15 protein-coding genes and 2 pseudogenes are annotated in these 15,656 nt (G+C 36.1%); 10 read left to right on the top strand and 7 right to left on the bottom strand.

Annotation, left to right across the window (positions count from 1 at the left end):
- Positions 1–227 precede the first annotated feature (227 nt).
- Positions 228–374, bottom strand: coding sequence for a helix-turn-helix domain-containing protein (locus HLX49_RS15095; protein ID WP_296362923.1), 147 nt, complete (start codon positions 372–374; stop codon positions 228–230).
- A 766-nt stretch (positions 375–1,140) separates the two neighbouring features.
- Here HLX49_RS15095 and typA point away from each other — a divergent pair.
- The gene (gene typA, locus HLX49_RS15090; protein ID WP_077702455.1) at positions 1,141–2,961 is read left to right on the top strand and encodes a translational GTPase TypA; all 1,821 of its coding nucleotides are present in this window, start codon (positions 1,141–1,143) and stop codon (positions 2,959–2,961) included.
- A gap of 324 nt (positions 2,962–3,285) precedes the next feature.
- Complete coding sequence (locus HLX49_RS15085; RefSeq protein WP_077702456.1) at positions 3,286–3,558, top strand: YkvA family protein; 273 nt, start codon at positions 3,286–3,288, stop codon at positions 3,556–3,558.
- 384 nt (positions 3,559–3,942) lie between these two features.
- Here the strand turns inward: HLX49_RS15085 and HLX49_RS15080 are convergent, their stop codons facing one another.
- The 4 genes from HLX49_RS15080 to HLX49_RS15065 form a co-directional block, all read right to left on the bottom strand.
- Entirely contained in the window at positions 3,943–4,149 is a 207-nt protein-coding gene (locus HLX49_RS15080; RefSeq protein ID WP_237342691.1) for a hypothetical protein, read from the bottom strand.
- 473 nt (positions 4,150–4,622) lie between these two features.
- On the bottom strand, positions 4,623–5,576 hold the full coding sequence (locus HLX49_RS15075) for an ABC transporter permease (protein WP_335727040.1): 954 nt from the start codon (positions 5,574–5,576) through the stop codon (positions 4,623–4,625).
- A 1-nt stretch (position 5,577) separates the two neighbouring features.
- Positions 5,578–6,495: an ABC transporter ATP-binding protein gene (locus HLX49_RS15070; RefSeq protein WP_077702459.1), complete on the bottom strand. Its 918-nt coding sequence runs from the start codon at positions 6,493–6,495 to the stop codon at positions 5,578–5,580.
- Positions 6,496–6,615: 120 nt separating this feature from the next.
- The gene (locus tag HLX49_RS15065) at positions 6,616–6,774 is read right to left on the bottom strand and encodes a YfhE family protein (RefSeq protein ID WP_077702460.1); all 159 of its coding nucleotides are present in this window, start codon (positions 6,772–6,774) and stop codon (positions 6,616–6,618) included.
- A 213-nt stretch (positions 6,775–6,987) separates the two neighbouring features.
- Here HLX49_RS15065 and HLX49_RS15060 point away from each other — a divergent pair, with 213 nt between their 5' ends.
- The 4 genes and pseudogenes from HLX49_RS15060 (at position 6,988) to HLX49_RS15045 (ending at position 10,570) form a co-directional block, all read left to right on the top strand.
- Positions 6,988–8,127: a CapA family protein gene (locus HLX49_RS15060; RefSeq protein ID WP_296362917.1), complete on the top strand. Its 1,140-nt coding sequence runs from the start codon at positions 6,988–6,990 to the stop codon at positions 8,125–8,127.
- 315 nt (positions 8,128–8,442) lie between these two features.
- A pseudogene (locus HLX49_RS15055) lies at positions 8,443–8,685 on the top strand (transposase); the annotation flags it as partial.
- A 683-nt stretch (positions 8,686–9,368) separates the two neighbouring features.
- Positions 9,369–10,181: a DUF368 domain-containing protein gene (locus HLX49_RS15050; RefSeq protein WP_101933361.1), complete on the top strand. Its 813-nt coding sequence runs from the start codon at positions 9,369–9,371 to the stop codon at positions 10,179–10,181.
- A 68-nt stretch (positions 10,182–10,249) separates the two neighbouring features.
- On the top strand, positions 10,250–10,570 hold the full coding sequence (locus HLX49_RS15045) for a thioredoxin family protein (protein WP_101933362.1): 321 nt from the start codon (positions 10,250–10,252) through the stop codon (positions 10,568–10,570).
- Between the two features lie 402 nt (positions 10,571–10,972).
- On the opposite strand, the gene HLX49_RS15040 is transcribed toward HLX49_RS15045, so the two are convergent.
- Positions 10,973–11,599, bottom strand: coding sequence for a VOC family protein (locus tag HLX49_RS15040; protein WP_077702464.1), 627 nt, complete (start codon positions 11,597–11,599; stop codon positions 10,973–10,975).
- Positions 11,600–11,823: 224 nt separating this feature from the next.
- Between HLX49_RS15040 and HLX49_RS15035 the strand changes: the two genes are divergently transcribed.
- The 4 genes from HLX49_RS15035 (at position 11,824) to HLX49_RS15020 (ending at position 15,257) form a co-directional block, all read left to right on the top strand.
- Positions 11,824–12,387 (top strand): GNAT family N-acetyltransferase, encoded by a 564-nt coding sequence (locus HLX49_RS15035; protein ID WP_296362914.1) that lies wholly within the window; start codon positions 11,824–11,826, stop codon positions 12,385–12,387.
- A 124-nt stretch (positions 12,388–12,511) separates the two neighbouring features.
- The gene (locus tag HLX49_RS15030; protein WP_296362912.1) at positions 12,512–13,204 is read left to right on the top strand and encodes a response regulator transcription factor; all 693 of its coding nucleotides are present in this window, start codon (positions 12,512–12,514) and stop codon (positions 13,202–13,204) included.
- Entirely contained in the window at positions 13,201–14,553 is a 1,353-nt protein-coding gene (locus HLX49_RS15025) for a sensor histidine kinase (RefSeq protein ID WP_296362910.1), read from the top strand. The genes HLX49_RS15030 and HLX49_RS15025 overlap by 4 nt, the downstream gene beginning before the upstream one ends.
- Before the next feature lie 101 nt (positions 14,554–14,654).
- Entirely contained in the window at positions 14,655–15,257 is a 603-nt protein-coding gene (locus tag HLX49_RS15020; RefSeq protein ID WP_101933365.1) for a PepSY domain-containing protein, read from the top strand.
- Positions 15,258–15,539: 282 nt separating this feature from the next.
- On the opposite strand, the pseudogene HLX49_RS17205 reads toward HLX49_RS15020, so the two are convergent.
- Positions 15,540–15,656: pseudogene (locus HLX49_RS17205) on the bottom strand (IS30 family transposase); the annotation flags it as partial.

Here is a 15,656-nt window from a genome sequence, read left to right as displayed (position 1 = left end):
TATACCCTGCAGTTGTTAGCTTTTTTGTGTAGTAATCTTGTTTATTTTCTTCTACTTGTTCAAATAGTTTTTTCGTATTTATAGGTGAAACCCATTTACCAAATGATGATTTTAGTGTATTCTTGTCCATACGGATTATCCTTTACTTTTGGATTTGGACAGGAACCACCTGTACTTCCATTGTAAAGGATTTTTTTGTATCATGAACACGTAATTATTGAACATTTTCAGTATTTTGAATCATCAGGTTTAATTAATGCAATGCTAGTGATTTTTGATAAATAGGATAAAGAAACAATGCCTGCTGATAATTCTTCTTGAGTCATATTACGTTTCGTTCGCTGCAATTTAATAATAGAACCTATGTCTAACAAATAGATAGTCACCTCCTAGATACGACTTATATTAACTCCTATTATACTAGTGAATTGTAATAATTTGTATTGGGAAAAAAGTGTGATTTTTCTAGTATATGCTTTGTAAAATAAGGTCTGTTTACACTGCATTTTCTTTTTCGGGGAAAATGCGGGTTGTTGTTTACACAAATGGGTATTTCATCTATATTTTTGAGAATGATAATACAAATATATTCATCCAAAGTTATTTACAAATTTAAAGAAAAGAAGAGAGTTATGTCGTTTTTTTAAAATGGAAAGATAACTAACTGGGGAGGATTTAAAACAAATGTTGCATTAAAAACCAATAAAAGTCTACATAAATAGAGTTCTGGAAATAAAGAGGTGATAACTATGTTGAGAAAAACTTGACACATACCTCAAATTTTACTTTATATAAGAATTTATGATATAATTGAATAGTTTTTCTGATATGTGCGAAATATAGTATGATTTAAGAATATATTTGCACGAAGAAAGGCGTCGTCATATGGTAAGTGAAAGCTCAAAAAGTTTCGGGAAAATATTACAAATGCAAGTTGTTCTTATTGCCGCTTAAAGCATAAACAAAACATGTTCGGCTTTCTAGTATAAGCAAAACGATGGCGTTTATCGCTAGAAAGACTTGGCGATAGCCAAGCTTTTCTAATACAATATGAATCCTCATATTCTTCTTTTCTTACTTTTTGAGTGTTACACTATGACAAAAGCATTAAATATTCCTACAAAATAGAGGAGCGTACGTATGCAATTAAGAGAAGATATTCGTAACATAGCGATCATAGCTCATGTGGATCATGGTAAAACAACGTTAGTAGACCAGTTATTAAAGTATTCTGGTACTTTCCGTGAGAATGAGCATGTGGATGAACGAGCGATGGATTCTGGAGACATTGAACGAGAACGAGGAATAACGATACTGGCTAAAAATACAGCCATTAAATATAAAGATACGGCAATTAATATTTTAGACACGCCAGGTCACGCTGATTTTGGTGGTGAAGTGGAACGGATCATGAAAATGGTGGACGGGGTAGCATTAGTGGTTGATGCTTATGAAGGTACGATGCCACAAACACGCTTTGTACTAAAGAAAGCACTGGAACAGAAGTTGACCCCGATGGTTGTGTTAAATAAAATTGACCGTCCAAATGCGAGACCAACGGAAGTAGTAGACGAAGTATTAGATTTATTTATTGAATTAGGAGCAGATGATGAGCAGCTTGAGTTCCCGGTTGTCTATGCTTCCGCGTTAAATGGTACCTCAGGGTATGAAGCTGATGAGCAGGAAGAAACAATGGATCCGGTTTTTGAAACGATACTCGACCATATTCCTGCACCAATTGATAATCGTGATGAGCCATTACAATTCCAAATTACATTGCTTGATTACAATGACTATGTAGGTAGAATAGGAATTGGTAGAGTTGTACGAGGAACGATAAAAGTTGGTCAACAAGTTGTAATTCTGAAAAAAGATGGCACGCAAAAATCGTTTCGAATTACCAAACTGTTTGGATTTATTGGCTTGAAACGGATTGAAATTCAAGAAGCCTTATCCGGAGACGTTGTAGCAGTTGCTGGGCTAGAAGATATTAATGTAGGAGAAACGGTTTGCCCGCAAGATCATCCAGAAAGTTTGCCATGGTTGCGCATTGACGAACCAACCTTGCAAATGACGTTTCTTGTAAACAATAGTCCATTTGCTGGCAAAGAAGGGAAATACGTTACTGCAAGAAAAATTGAAGAACGCTTGTTAAAACAATTAGAAACGGATGTAAGTCTGCGTGTCGATCCAACGGATACACCAGATGCATGGACTGTATCGGGACGTGGGGAACTGCATTTGTCTATTTTAATCGAGAATATGCGCCGTGAAGGTTTTGAACTGCAGCTATCTAAACCAAAAGTAATTATTAAAGAAGTGGATGGCGTGCAATGTGAACCCGTTGAACGTGTACAAGTGGATGTGCCTGAAGAATATACAGGCCCAATTATGGAATCACTCGGTTCCAGAAAAGGCGAAATGCTCGATATGGCAAACCAAGGAAATGGACAAGTACGCTTGGAATTTAAAGTGCCTTCTCGTGGACTGTTGGGCTATGCGACTGAGTTTATGTCACAAACACGTGGTTATGGTATTTTGAACCATACGTTTGAAGGTTATGAGCCTGTTATTAAAGGGCAAGTAGGTGGAAGAAGAGAAGGTGTACTTGTTGCTTTAGAAAATGGAAAAGCCTCCACTTATGGGATTATGCAGTTAGAAGATCGGGGTGTTATTTTCGTCACACCTGGAACAGAAGTATATGCAGGTATGATTGTAGGGGAACACAATCGTGACAATGATTTAACTGTAAATATCACAAAAGAAAAGCATTTAACCAATGTCCGTTCTGCGACGAAAGATCAAACTGCGACGATTCGTAAATCACGTAATATGTCATTGGAAGAAGCCTTGCAATATTTAAATGAAGATGAGTATTGTGAAGTAACGCCTGAATCCATTCGACTACGGAAAAAGATTCTTAATAAAAATGAACGTGAAAAAGCAGCGAGAAGAAAATAAATAAATGGTTTTAACGACCGTTTTCTGGAACAGATACATGTAATACTTCTAAAACACCGAAAAAGAGGACTTTTTCGGTGTTTTTTGACACTATAGAACCCTGTAAAGCAGCTGATCGCAGGAGCTTTAACATTTAACCAAGAGTAAAATGTGCCATATGTAGAAGTGGTATGTTAAAAAAGTGTATGTTATCATGAGTAAAGAAATCTTTATCGAACTTACATTATTCTTTTGTAACTTCAGCTACCTATTTTGTTCTCCATAAACAAAACAACTAATCAGCTGAAGTTGTAATGCCTAAATAGGATACGAGGAGTTAAGAACATGCAAAGATTATGGAAGCGCGTTCGTTTTTTGTTTACGTTTCACCGATCCATTCCTTTCTTTAAGGATTTTTTTGCGTCCAAAGAGGTAAGTTTGACTAAAAAAATTTTCTTTGTATTGCTGATCTTAGGATATTTTATTTTTCCATTTGATATTATCCCTGATTTTATCCTAGCATTTGGGATTATTGATGATGTGTCCATTGCTATATTTTTATTGCAATGGATGGTAAAAATGGCACCAGCAGCAATGAAGGAAAAATACTCTTTTTAAAGCAGCAAAACAGTCACAGCCCTTATTTTAGATGAGAGACGCGGAGCATCCGTTTAGTAGTTTAGCGAATGGAACGAATCAACGTAGAGATGAAGGAATTATGGGAGGTAATGAACCGATGATGACCTATCGTAGAGCAATGAAGTGAAGTCACCTAGTTGCTAAGCGATGGTGCCGGACGTAAGTCTTCGGTTATTTCGTTAGCCACAAGCACCTGACTTTATACTTTTGTATAAAAACCGCCTTATTTTCATATTAGACGGTGACTTGAAGGGTCATACTTAATGGTTTCTTAAACGATAAACCTGTAAAAGAAGCAGACATCTTGGTTAGAAATATCTGCTTTTCGTTTATCTAAAAAGGTTTGTCAGTAAGCGATAGAATTTATTCGTTACTTTCTTCATCATCGTCAGGAATGTATTTAGTAAAATAAGCAGCACAAATAAGGAAGACAAAAGTAAGCCCCCAGGAAACAACACCACTCCATTGGGTATTTATTCTTAATCCAACTACTAAGATAACTGCACTTAAACCAACAAAAAAAACTGTTAAGTAACGTTTCACGAACAACACCTCAATTACAAACTTCAACCTACCTTATCCTATGGAAAAGTATAAATTTCTAATCTTCATGGAATAGGTAAGATGGCAGCTTTTCCATAACCATTTGACGCTAAACCAAATTTATAAACAATCAGTGGGGATGAAAGAAAATCATTCCTGATTGAAGATTCACTTTATATGTACATTGTAGCATGTGAAATTGAAAAATGAACCTAAAATATCATGCAGAAGCGTGTCAATGCTCCACTTGAAGTGGATGCGTTTATTTCGCACTATAGGAAGTATATCGTTTTTAGGGTTTATCGTATAAGCAAAACGACGGCATGTCATCGTCAACAAAATTGACGTAAATCCCAGTAAGATATAAGGTGCTGTAAGACGAACGCTTTAACTATGGAACTGCTAGATAGTAAGCAGTATTTCCTAAAAATGATCCCATATCTTTTATGGATATGGGATCATACACTTGATTCAAACATCTACATACAGTGTAATAGGAGTTATTGACCAGCAACGTCGCGCTTTGTAAAAACAATCCATGACAGTAACATGAAAATGGCATAGTATACGACTAATACGGCTATAGAAAAGCCCATCGTATTATCTTCAAGCATGAGGAAGTTTCCATCCATATATTGGCTTAAGTCTGTGTGCGCGAACAAAATATATTTCGCCCATTCTTTATCAGCGAAGAAAGTAACAATGGAGCTTGCCCCCATCATAAGGAAGATAGCAATACCTATTGCCAATGAACTATTACGGAAAACAGCAGAGATCATAAACGCAAACGTAGCCATCATTACCAGATTCACAAGTTTGAAACCAAAGCTAGTAAATATATTAGCTACTAGCGATACGGTTTTAAAACCATCTTCTCCTTCTACCACAATAGAAGGGTTCCAGTCGCCAATTCCAAAGAAGATTGCTCCAAAAATCCACATGAGTACGAGTGCGAATAGTGCTGTATAAAGGGCGAATAGTAAGACGGTAATATATTTGGATAATAGGATGCCACTTCTCCTGATGGGACGAATTAATAATAATTTAATCGTGCCCCAGCGAAATTCGTTAGCAACAATTCCGGCGGCAATGATAATCGTAAATAAACTAACAATCGATAGCAAAGATATATTTTCATCAACAAAAGTCCAAGCTGTATATGGAGCTGGTTGGATATCATTTTCCAAGTAATAATTATTTTTAGCAATGATGGAAGCTTGGTAGTCCTCCGCATTTCCCATACCTTCTAGATCTTCCATCTCTTTCTGTAATTGTTCATTTTCTTGTTTCATCTCTTCACGCCAATTGTCACCATCATACTCGCTTTTTAGCCCATCTAAACTATTGGTTAATAGAGCTAAACCTAATATAAGAACGGCTAAAATAATATACATGATCCAAGTTGATTTACGAATAAAAATTTTCCCTTGTTCATTTTGAATTAGCTTTAACATTCTACTCAATCGTATTCTCTCCAATCAGTTCAAAGAATTGATCTTCTAGCGTGCCTTTTGCAACATTGACTTGATAAATGTCACAATCATTTTCTACTAATCTTTTAACAACTTCTGGAACTTGCTCTTTTTTACAGCGAAAAGATAAATTACCATCAAGTTCAACGGATTCCAGCTGGAAAGCTTCATTTAAGGTTTTCATTGCCTTATCCATTGGAGTAACTTCAATATGATGAATTACTTCTTCTTTGTCTGTTTCCTCACCGACGTTTTGAATTTTAATGATCTCTCCGTTTTTAATGACACCGATACGATCACACATTTGTTCAATCTCAGAAAGCAAGTGACTAGAGATAATAATTGCCACGTTCTCTTCTTGGGCAAGTTTACGTATATGATCTCGTATTTCTCTGATGCCGGCTGGATCTAATCCGTTTGTTGGCTCATCCAAAATGAGTACGGACGGATTATGTAAAAGCGCTTGCGCTATTCCCAGTCGTTGGCGCATTCCTAAAGAATATCTACCGACCTTTTCATTAATTGCTTTTTCAAGACCGATGAATTTGACTACTTCATGTATCCGTTCTTTTGTTACGCCTGGCATCATCCGAGCATAGTGTTTTAAGTTTTGCCAACCAGTTAAAAACGGGTACATTTCCGGATTTTCAACGATGGCACCGACTTCTCGTACGGCATCTTTAAAATTGGATTTTATGCTGTTTCCTTGGATCAGGACGTCGCCCTCTGTAATACTCATTAATCCAACCATCATGCGGATTGTGGTCGTTTTACCAGCCCCATTTGGTCCGATGAAGCCAAATACTTCCCCCTTTGGAATGGAAAAGGATAAGCCTTTAATAATTTCTTTTTTGCCAATTGTCTTTTTCAAATTGACTAATTCCATTGCAGCTGAAGACATTATGTAACCTCCAATTTATTTAGTTAATAGTACGTACGATAGAAGTGACAAATTTGTTTCAAAAAATCCCCAGTTTGTTCAAAATATTATTTGAACAAACTGGGGAACGTGATAAAAAGCTTAATCTTTTAGTTCGGGATTATTGTACTTTGCTTCTTTTACGCGCGTCTGACGATACCCACCAGCGATATCAGCTTGTTTGAAGTCTTTGCTGTAGTGAACTTCTTGCGCATCTGTTAGCTGTTTATTTTTAGTTGGTTGATATTGCGTTTTTCGCATGTAAAAATCCTTTCTATAAACATTTCTTATGGCTTATTTGAGTAAAATAATTAGTTTTGCTATTGTTACTCATATGTTAACCATTCCCTAATTACAAAAAATCAAACATAGAAAAGAAATTTGCGTTATAATGTGGTAGGATAATGTGCTCATACAAAAATGATGAAATGGAAGAAAAATAAAACAACTAGAGCATGCAAAGGAGCATATAAAATGAAACGAAAAGGAATTATTTTCATAGCTGTTTTTCTAATTGCGTTTAGTTTACTTGCAGGATGTAACGATACTACGGCTAGTGAATCTAAAGGGCATGAAAAAAAGGCGGCAAAAGTAGATAAAAACCCCCCCCCGAAACAAGAGATTTCTATTGCTGCAATTGGAGATATGCTAATTCATAGTCAAGTGTATGAAGATGCAAAAACGGAGACAGGATATGATTTTACACCAATGCTAAAAGAAGTAAAACCGTACCTTGAGGATGCTACGATAACCATTGCAAACCAAGAAACGATGATTGGCGGAGAAGCGATTGGCTTATCTTCTTATCCAACATTTAATAGCCCGTTTGAGGTAGGGGATGCTTTAAAAGATGCTGGCGTTGATGTTGTAACATTAGCGAACAACCATACCCTTGACAAAGGGGAAAAAGCTATTCAACGTGCTATCGAGCATTGGGAAAAAATTGATTTGATGTATACAGGTGCTTATAAAAATGAAGAGGATCAATCTAAACTGCGAATCCTTGAAACTGCAGAAGGCATCGATGTAGCTTTTCTTGCTTATACGTATGGAACGAATGGAATTCCTGTTCCTGAAGGGAAAAACTATCTAGTAAATGTAATAAATAAAGAGCAGATGGCAAAGGAAATAGAAAAAGCGAAGCAACAAGCTGATGCCGTCATACTAAATTTACACTTTGGAACGGAATATCAAATGCTACCAAATGAAAATCAAAAGGATCTAGCACAATTTGCTGCTGACCAAGGAGTGCATGCAGTCATTGGTCACCACCCGCATGTGTTGCAGCCTGTTGAATGGGTTGAAGGAAAAAACGGCAATAAAACGTTTGTTGCGTACTCATTAAGTAACTTTTTATCTGGACAGGACGAGCTGTATCGTCGATTTGGCGGAATTTTGAAGTTTACTTTAACGAAAAGTGAGAATGAAGAAATAGAGCTTCATACACCCGCATTTTTACCGACCTTTGTTCGTTACAAGGATGAAGCGGACTATCAAGTGGTACCAATGAAACAGGTGACAGATAAAGAATTAGAAGGTGCGAAAAACTATTATAAAGAGATAACGGGTCATATGCGGAAGTGGTTGCCAGAGTTAGAGATTATTGAACCGTAAACGTGCTGAAGGAAGAGGTGGGGGTTTTTTGCAAACATATCCTTGGTTTTTCTTGGATAGTGGTTGATTGTAAATGAGTAACTTGACACGGCTTGAAATAGTGTTTCTTTTGGGAGTGTCGGTTTGACCCTGACTACCAGTACTTATCTTTTATTAGTAAGATAATCAATTAATCATAAATATACAGAAATATCAACGTTTCTCACATTGTGGGAGACGTTTTCTTAACGGTTTCGTAAATCTTTCAGCCCGGTTAAATAAAAACGGCTCATAAGTTTAGTTTCCCGACCACCAAATCACAACATAGAAGGGGGCATGTCCGATAAAGACAGGAATAGTTTAGCACATACAACATGGAATTGTATGGAAAGTATAAAAAAGATTTTTGGGCAGATAATTCGAGATGTGAACGAAAAGGTGTAGTTACTCATGATGCAAATACTTGTTCATCACATTCATATGTTGGTAAGTATACCACCTAAATGAAGTGTATCCCAATTTATGGGTTATTTAAAAGGTAAAAATAGCCACATGATTTTCGATCATCAAGCCAATCTTTTAATAACATAATATTCTGATATGTTATTTTTGATCTACTATCCATGGGAATAATCGTTATGTTCAGGTATAAAGAATTGTCAGTCTTCATTAACATATCATTTATTTTATTCGCAGTGTATATCGTATTTTACTTATTTCTATTTATTAAGAATGAATTAACTGGTAAGGAAATTCATTAAATAGGTTTATTTGAAAGCGAAAAAGAGGCCACTTTATAAAGTAGCCCCTTTTTCGCTTTTAAGCAACTATAAAAATAACTAGAATAACCCTGGAAGTGGATTCAAGATAGTTATAAACTTCATTGTCGTCATCTAATACTTTATATAAAATATTGATTTGTAGTAGAGTCTTCAATAAAATGATCTTTATTTTATAATGTTGCTCACTTCCATCTTCAAAATAAATAAATTATTACAAATGTGCCTTACAAAGTAGCTTATACGAATATTTTACAAACTTCAACTATAAAATACAACCGATATTTGATATGATTATTTTACCCGTGTTTGCATGAACGAGTAACTTGAAAAATAAACTAGTATATGCAAAAAGCAAAACGAATAGGTTTTTACGGGATAAATTTGAAATAGATTGTATTATAAAAAGGTTTATATACTGCTTGCTTGCATTTGCAAGTTTAGTAGGAAAATTGATGAACTATGGAAAGGTGATTAAACAGTATGGAATGGAAGAATATTTACCGAGGTATGATAATGGGAGCCAGTGATGTTATCCCAGGGGTAAGCGGGGGGACCATGGCTGTATTATTAGGTATATATGATCGACTCATTGCAGCGATTAATGGATTTTTAAGTAAGAATTGGAAACAACAATTAGGATTTTTAGTTCCACTAGGAATGGGTGTTGCCATTGCAATATTAACATTAAGCCATGTGATTAATTGGTTGTTTAAACATTACGCCGGACCGACACAGTTCTTTTTTTTAGGGCTAATTCTTGGTATATTGCCATACTTGTTTTATAAAGCAAATGCTAAAGAAACATTTAAAGGAAACCATATTTTGTTATTGCTAATAGGAATGGTTCTTGTTGGGTCTATGATGTTCTTAAATACAGGAGAGCAAACGATTATTACAAACTTGACTACTTCAACATATCTATTGTTGTTTGCTTCTGGAATTATTGCCAGCAGTGCTATGATTTTACCAGGAATTAGCGGCTCATTTTTATTATTAATTTTTGGTGTCTATCGCACTATTACAAATGCAATTACGGAATTTAAACTCGACGTGTTGGTTGTTACTGGTTTAGGGGTTTTAATTGGACTCGTCTTCATGAGTAAAATGGTCAATTACTTTTTCAAAAGATATACGATCGCTACGTATGCTATCATCATTGGTATGGTAATTGGTTCCATTTTTGTCGTATTTCCAGGTTGGCCTGCTTCAATAAATTTAGGTTTGCTTAGCATCGGTGCTTTTGCAGCAGGTCTTACTGCGGCTTATGTATTAGGAAGAGTCGAGTATGTGTAAGCAGATTATAAGACAAATAACCGAAGAGACGCTACAATGAACATTAGCTACGGAAGGGGGATGAAAGAATGGAACGTTTAACAACGGAAGCAGCTTTTCAAGACACAATTAAAAGTGACAAGCCTATCATTATTAAATTTTACGCCGATTGGTGTCCAGACTGTAAACGCTTGGACATGTTTATTGGTGATATTATGGACGAATTTAATCAATATGCATGGTATGAAATAAACAGTGATGAAGTGGAAGGTATTGCACAAAAATACGATGTGATGGGCATTCCAAGCATCCTTATTTTTCAAAATGGCGAGAAAAAGGCTCATCAGCATAGCGCCTATACGAAAACGCCGGAATCGGTTAGAGAATTTCTTGAGCAACAATTAGGTTAATACCAAACGCGTGGGGCACCCGTTCAGCAACGTAGTGAATGGAATACATTAACGAAAGATAAAGAAATTATGTCACTAAAATAGGGGTATGCCGACGATGGGAAGCAAGCCCGTTTTTAGGGACCTTCCTCTTAGCCACGAACCAATGATAACTTTGCTTAGGGCATGAGGTGAAGTGTCCTAGTTCTGGGCGCTGTAGCCAGACGTGGCTATTTTGATTTTATAATTTCCCATACAATAAAAAAAGAGGCTATTGCTCCAGGCGATAAGCCTCTTTTTCTATGTGAAGGATCGCATTGCTCAAAGCTACGATCTTTATTAGGAGAAAGTAGTTGTAGAAAAGCATTTTCATAGAAACCGATAATTCCCCAAATGATAACTTCTAAAGCCGTGCAATACGAGTTAATGCAACGTAAAAGACCAAGTGCTTTGGGGTTCTTCTATATATAATGTTGTATTGGCTAATAATAACTTCGATTTGGCGGGAAGTTTATAGTACGTAGAAAGAAGCTTATTCATTAGATTTATGTTTACCTGTTCAATAATTTGTTCGTTTATAAAAGAAGTAGGATGTGATTTCTCATAACCTTTTTCCCATTCAATAAGAAAGGGCATTGGATCATCTGCTTGAGGAAATAACATTTTCCAAGTTAAGGGTGTTCCATCCGATTTCTCTCGCCTTCCTGGTATAGGCCCAATTGCAGGAATAGATGCTTGTTGGAAATAGGCATGGAAATCTTCCATGTCATTCGTTCTGAATGCGATTTGCACCACTCCTTCTTTATCTTGTTCTAGCTCTTGGACAAGTTGTACGATTAACGGATTACTCGCTTTTTTTGCTCGTTGTTCATCAAAAACGCCAAGCCATTCTATGTAGCAATCATTGGCAAAATAAGCTAAGTAATTATGTGTCCCCCAATTTTTATGCTCTCCTCCTGGAACAATTTCTACATGATATTTGCTAGAAAAATCCTTTGCTGCTTGCTTGGGATTCTTTGCACCAATAACGATATGATCTAATGCCAGCATAATGATACCCCTTTTCTTAACTTGATTAGTTTTTAAAGCTGATTCAGTTACACAAAAGGAAGAATCGTCGTAATTTTAAGGATTCTTAGTCCCACACGTATCTTTACATAACATTTCTTCATGCTTTGTACGATTTTCCATATTATCCAAGAAAACAGTCTTTTGAATATTCTGCTACAACTAAGTATAATAGAAAAAAATGAACTTTGGAAGGAAGATGGAAAATGAGTAACCCAGTATTAAAAGAATTCCCGCATGAAATCCATACAGAGAGACTACTTATTCGTTTGCCTCTTCCAGGAGATGGAAAAGCTGTTTATGAAGCCGTTCAATATAGTAGACGAGAATTAAAGCAATGGCTTCCTTTTGCTCAAAAAGAGCAAACATTAGAAGAAAGCGAGGTAAATGTACGGGAAGCACAAATTCAATTTTTACAACGAGAAGATTTACGTTTTCATATTTTCGATAAACATACGAAAGTGTTTTTAGGTTGTACGGGGTTACATCGAATAGATTGGAGCATTCCTAAATTTGAAATTGGTTATTGGGTTGACACTACACATCAAGGGAAGGGGATTATTTCAGAGGCGGTTAAAGCTTTAATGACCTTTGCTTTTGAAGAATTAGGTGCAAATCGAGTGGAAATACGTTGTGATGAAAAAAACGAGCGTAGTCGGGCAATTCCTGAAAAGCTAGGTTTCTCATTAGAAGGAATTCATTATCATAATGCAAGAAGTGTGGACGGCATAAACTTATGCAATACTTGTGTGTATTCTAAATTAGAATAGAAACAGACAGATTGGTAAAGATTTGATATGTTAAAAGAGACATCAATCATTCAAATTATTCTGCGGGATGCATTGGCGTACACTTTTTAAATATAGATAGAAATCATACAAAGCAGGTGGAGAAATGGAACAACCACGTATATTAATTGTAGAAGATGAACAGAAATTAAGTAGAGTGCTGCAATTAGAATTAGAATATGAAAATTACAAAACAGAAGCGGTATTTGATGGGAAAGAAGCGTTAGCAAAGATGGAACAGCAGAAGTGGGATTTAGTGTTGTTGGATATTATGCTTCCAGAATGGAGTGGGTTAGAAGTATTGCGTAGAGTGAGAAAATTTGACCAAACAACACCAATCCTTTTGTTAACGGCTCGCGATCAAGTACATGATAAAGTGAGTGGTCTAGATTTGGGGGCAAATGACTATATTACGAAACCTTTTCAGATTGAAGAACTATTAGCAAGAATTCGTGTACATTTACGGAATCCGATAAAAAAACAAACAGAGGATGAACAGGTTGGAGTTGGAGATTTACTTGTACATGTAAAGAGCAGAGAAGTCACCCGGGCAGAGAACCAAATTGAATTAACACCACGCGAGTTTGATTTATTAGTCTGCTTATTAAAGAATAAAAATATTGTCCTAACGCGTGAGCAGCTGATCGAACAAGTTTGGGGCTTTGATTACTATGGAGATACCAATGTCGTCGATGTTTATATTCGCTATTTACGGCAAAAAATAGATAAAGGCTTTGACCAAGCTTATATTCAAACCGTTCGCGGAGTTGGCTATACGATAAAGGATATGGAAACATGACATTAAAAACAAAAATTCAACTATTCACAGGCATTTTTATGCTTATTCTTACTCTGATTATAAACGCTGCTATTTATATGTTGTTTTATAAAGTTTCTGCAGATGGTGACTTACAAAATTTAGCTGATCAGACGGAGCAATTAGTAATAGCCATGAAAGAACAGCCAGATGTTATTTCTAACAAACTATTTCGCTCGTTTGCACCGGCCGAAGGAATGATTCGGGTAGTCGATCAAGATGGAACCATATTTATTTCTGCTCAACAATCAGTACAATATGATATTCCACTTGACTTTAGCTCCAATGAGTCACAGGCTATCGTGAAGCAAGGGAGTGAGCCTGATGTTGCTGTTATCTCCAAACCAATTATTTGGGGAGCAGGGGAACGCGCAGGGGAAGTAGTAACACTTCAGGTTTCCACGCAGTTAACGCATTTGAATAGTACGATGCGGACGTTATTTACGGTTCTTTTAATTGCTACGGTCTTCATGTTAGTGCCTATCATTATCGGTGGGAATGTACTCAGTCGATTTTTATTAAATCCGATTAAATCTTTAATTCAAACGATGCGGGAGAACATGCAAGAAGCTACTTGGAAGAAGATTGATGTTCAAAATCGCTCCAAAGATGAATTGTATGAAATGGAAAAAACATTTAATGCAATGATTGACCATCTAAAAGATAACTTTGAGAAACAGGAGACATTTGTATCGGATGCTTCTCATGAACTAAAAACACCTATTTCCATTGTGAAAAGCTATGCACAGTTAGTGAAAAGAAGGGGAACGGACAATCAACAGCTCGTTCAAGAATCGATGGAGGCAATCGATTCTGAAGCAGATCGAATGGGAAAGCTAGTTGAACAAATGCTAGCATTAGCAAAAAACAAACATCATGCAGCTAAGGAACAAGTGCATATAGTTGCGTTATTAGAAGAGACAGTAACTACTTTCCAAATAGCATATACGAGAGAGATTACCTTTAAGAAGGATGTAAGTGATGAAGTTGTGCTAACAGGAAACAGGGATCAATTGGAGCAAGTATTTTATATCTTGATTGATAATGCTTTGAAATATAGTGAAGATAAGGTTGAGATAGGTATAGAATTGGAACATAAACAGGTGCTTATTAAAGTTCGTGACTATGGTTCAGGTATTCCAGAGGCAGAACAAGCACGCATTTTTGATCGGTTTTATCGTGTGGATAAAGCGAGAAGCAGAGATACTGGCGGGACGGGGCTTGGTTTATCTATAGCTGCTGCCATTGTAAAAGAGCATCAAGGCGAAATTACGGTGCAAAGTAAGGTTGGGGAAGGTGCTACGTTTGTTGTCACTTTTCCCATTGTCTAAAACTTAATCTCCACATGCAATCTCAGCAAATTTTAATGTTACTAACAGGAGTTTCTCAGCTTAATGAATTATTCTAAAGAAAAGGCTGAAGGAGGGTGGCTATGAAAAGAAAAAAGATGTGGGTTATTATAGCCAGTGCAATAGCAGTAGTTGGCATTGGTTTTACTGTTGTTTATTTTGGAGGTACTGCTTCCAAAGCGGCTATTACGAAGGTGGAAGCAGAGAAAATTATTTCAAGCCAATACCCTGGATCGATAGAAGGAGATATTCAAAAAGAAGAAAATAACGACTACTATGTTGCAAGTATAGAGCATGAAGGAAAACAGTATGAAATAAAGATTCATGAAAAAACTGGAGAAGTTATCCAATTAAACGAAGTATCTGCTGAAAATAAAGCCGATCACAATGCCTCTGAGCAAAAAGAAAATAACGTTACAAAAGGAACAGAAAATAGTGAGCAGGGGAGTGAACGAGACAAAAAGCAAGATAATAATGCTGGACAAAATGTTGTCATAAGTGAAGAAAAGGCGAAAGAATTAGCTTTAGAGGAATTTGCTGGTACGTTTGATGAAATAGAACTAGATGAAGAAGATGGACGCTTTGTCTATGAAGTAAAAATTGTTCATGGGGAAGATGAAGCAGAAATCACGATTGATGCATTTACAGGGGAAATCTTGTTTACAGAAATAGAAAGAGAAGATTAACTTATATGGTTAGGGCATTAGCGTGAACGAGGTATTCAAAAAACGCAAAGTGAAAATGTATTAACAGATTATATATGAAAGAAATCGTTCACAGTTCCAGCTATAGTCGGTAGATACCTATTCTTTTGACAAGGAATTGGGGTTATCAAATTTTAAAAAGAAAAATAGCCCTTACCCATTTTTATGGTGGTAACGATCATCTTAGAGAGAACAGGGGGCTATTTTTTTGTGTTTACACTATAGGAAAGTATAAAAGTATAAAGGTTTATAGTATTTGATTTGTCAAATTAAGCGAGACAACATGCTTTTATCAAAATCCTGACCGACATAATCTATGAAACACTCCATTGGTGTTTTGTATTTCAATGATTTCCTTGGTATGTTATTCCGTCGGAGTGC

It is taken from the genome of Virgibacillus sp. (genome assembly GCF_013393565.1).
In the GTDB taxonomy this organism is placed as follows: Bacteria; Bacillota; Bacilli; order Bacillales; family Amphibacillaceae; genus Virgibacillus; species Virgibacillus dokdonensis.
This window is presented reverse-complemented; position numbering and strand designations above follow the sequence as displayed.

Excerpts from the sequence above, each read along its gene's own strand:
- HLX49_RS15045 (WP_101933362.1), top strand. The coding sequence starts at position 10,250 with ATGGAACGTTTAACAACGGAAGCAGCTTTTCAAGACACAATTAAAAGT.
- HLX49_RS15075 (WP_335727040.1), bottom strand. The coding sequence starts at position 5,576 with ATGTTAAAGCTAATTCAAAATGAACAAGGGAAAATTTTTATTCGTAAA.
- HLX49_RS15060 (WP_296362917.1), top strand. The coding sequence starts at position 6,988 with ATGAAACGAAAAGGAATTATTTTCATAGCTGTTTTTCTAATTGCGTTT.
- HLX49_RS15030 (WP_296362912.1), top strand. The coding sequence starts at position 12,512 with ATGGAACAACCACGTATATTAATTGTAGAAGATGAACAGAAATTAAGT.
- HLX49_RS15065 (WP_077702460.1), bottom strand. The coding sequence starts at position 6,774 with ATGCGAAAAACGCAATATCAACCAACTAAAAATAAACAGCTAACAGAT.
- HLX49_RS15085 (WP_077702456.1), top strand. The coding sequence starts at position 3,286 with ATGCAAAGATTATGGAAGCGCGTTCGTTTTTTGTTTACGTTTCACCGA.
- HLX49_RS15050 (WP_101933361.1), top strand. The coding sequence starts at position 9,369 with ATGGAATGGAAGAATATTTACCGAGGTATGATAATGGGAGCCAGTGAT.
- HLX49_RS15020 (WP_101933365.1), top strand. The coding sequence starts at position 14,655 with ATGAAAAGAAAAAAGATGTGGGTTATTATAGCCAGTGCAATAGCAGTA.
- HLX49_RS15070 (WP_077702459.1), bottom strand. The coding sequence starts at position 6,495 with ATGTCTTCAGCTGCAATGGAATTAGTCAATTTGAAAAAGACAATTGGC.
- typA (WP_077702455.1), top strand. The coding sequence starts at position 1,141 with ATGCAATTAAGAGAAGATATTCGTAACATAGCGATCATAGCTCATGTG.
- HLX49_RS15040 (WP_077702464.1), bottom strand. The coding sequence starts at position 11,599 with ATGCTGGCATTAGATCATATCGTTATTGGTGCAAAGAATCCCAAGCAA.
- HLX49_RS15025 (WP_296362910.1), top strand. The coding sequence starts at position 13,201 with ATGACATTAAAAACAAAAATTCAACTATTCACAGGCATTTTTATGCTT.
- HLX49_RS15035 (WP_296362914.1), top strand. The coding sequence starts at position 11,824 with ATGAGTAACCCAGTATTAAAAGAATTCCCGCATGAAATCCATACAGAG.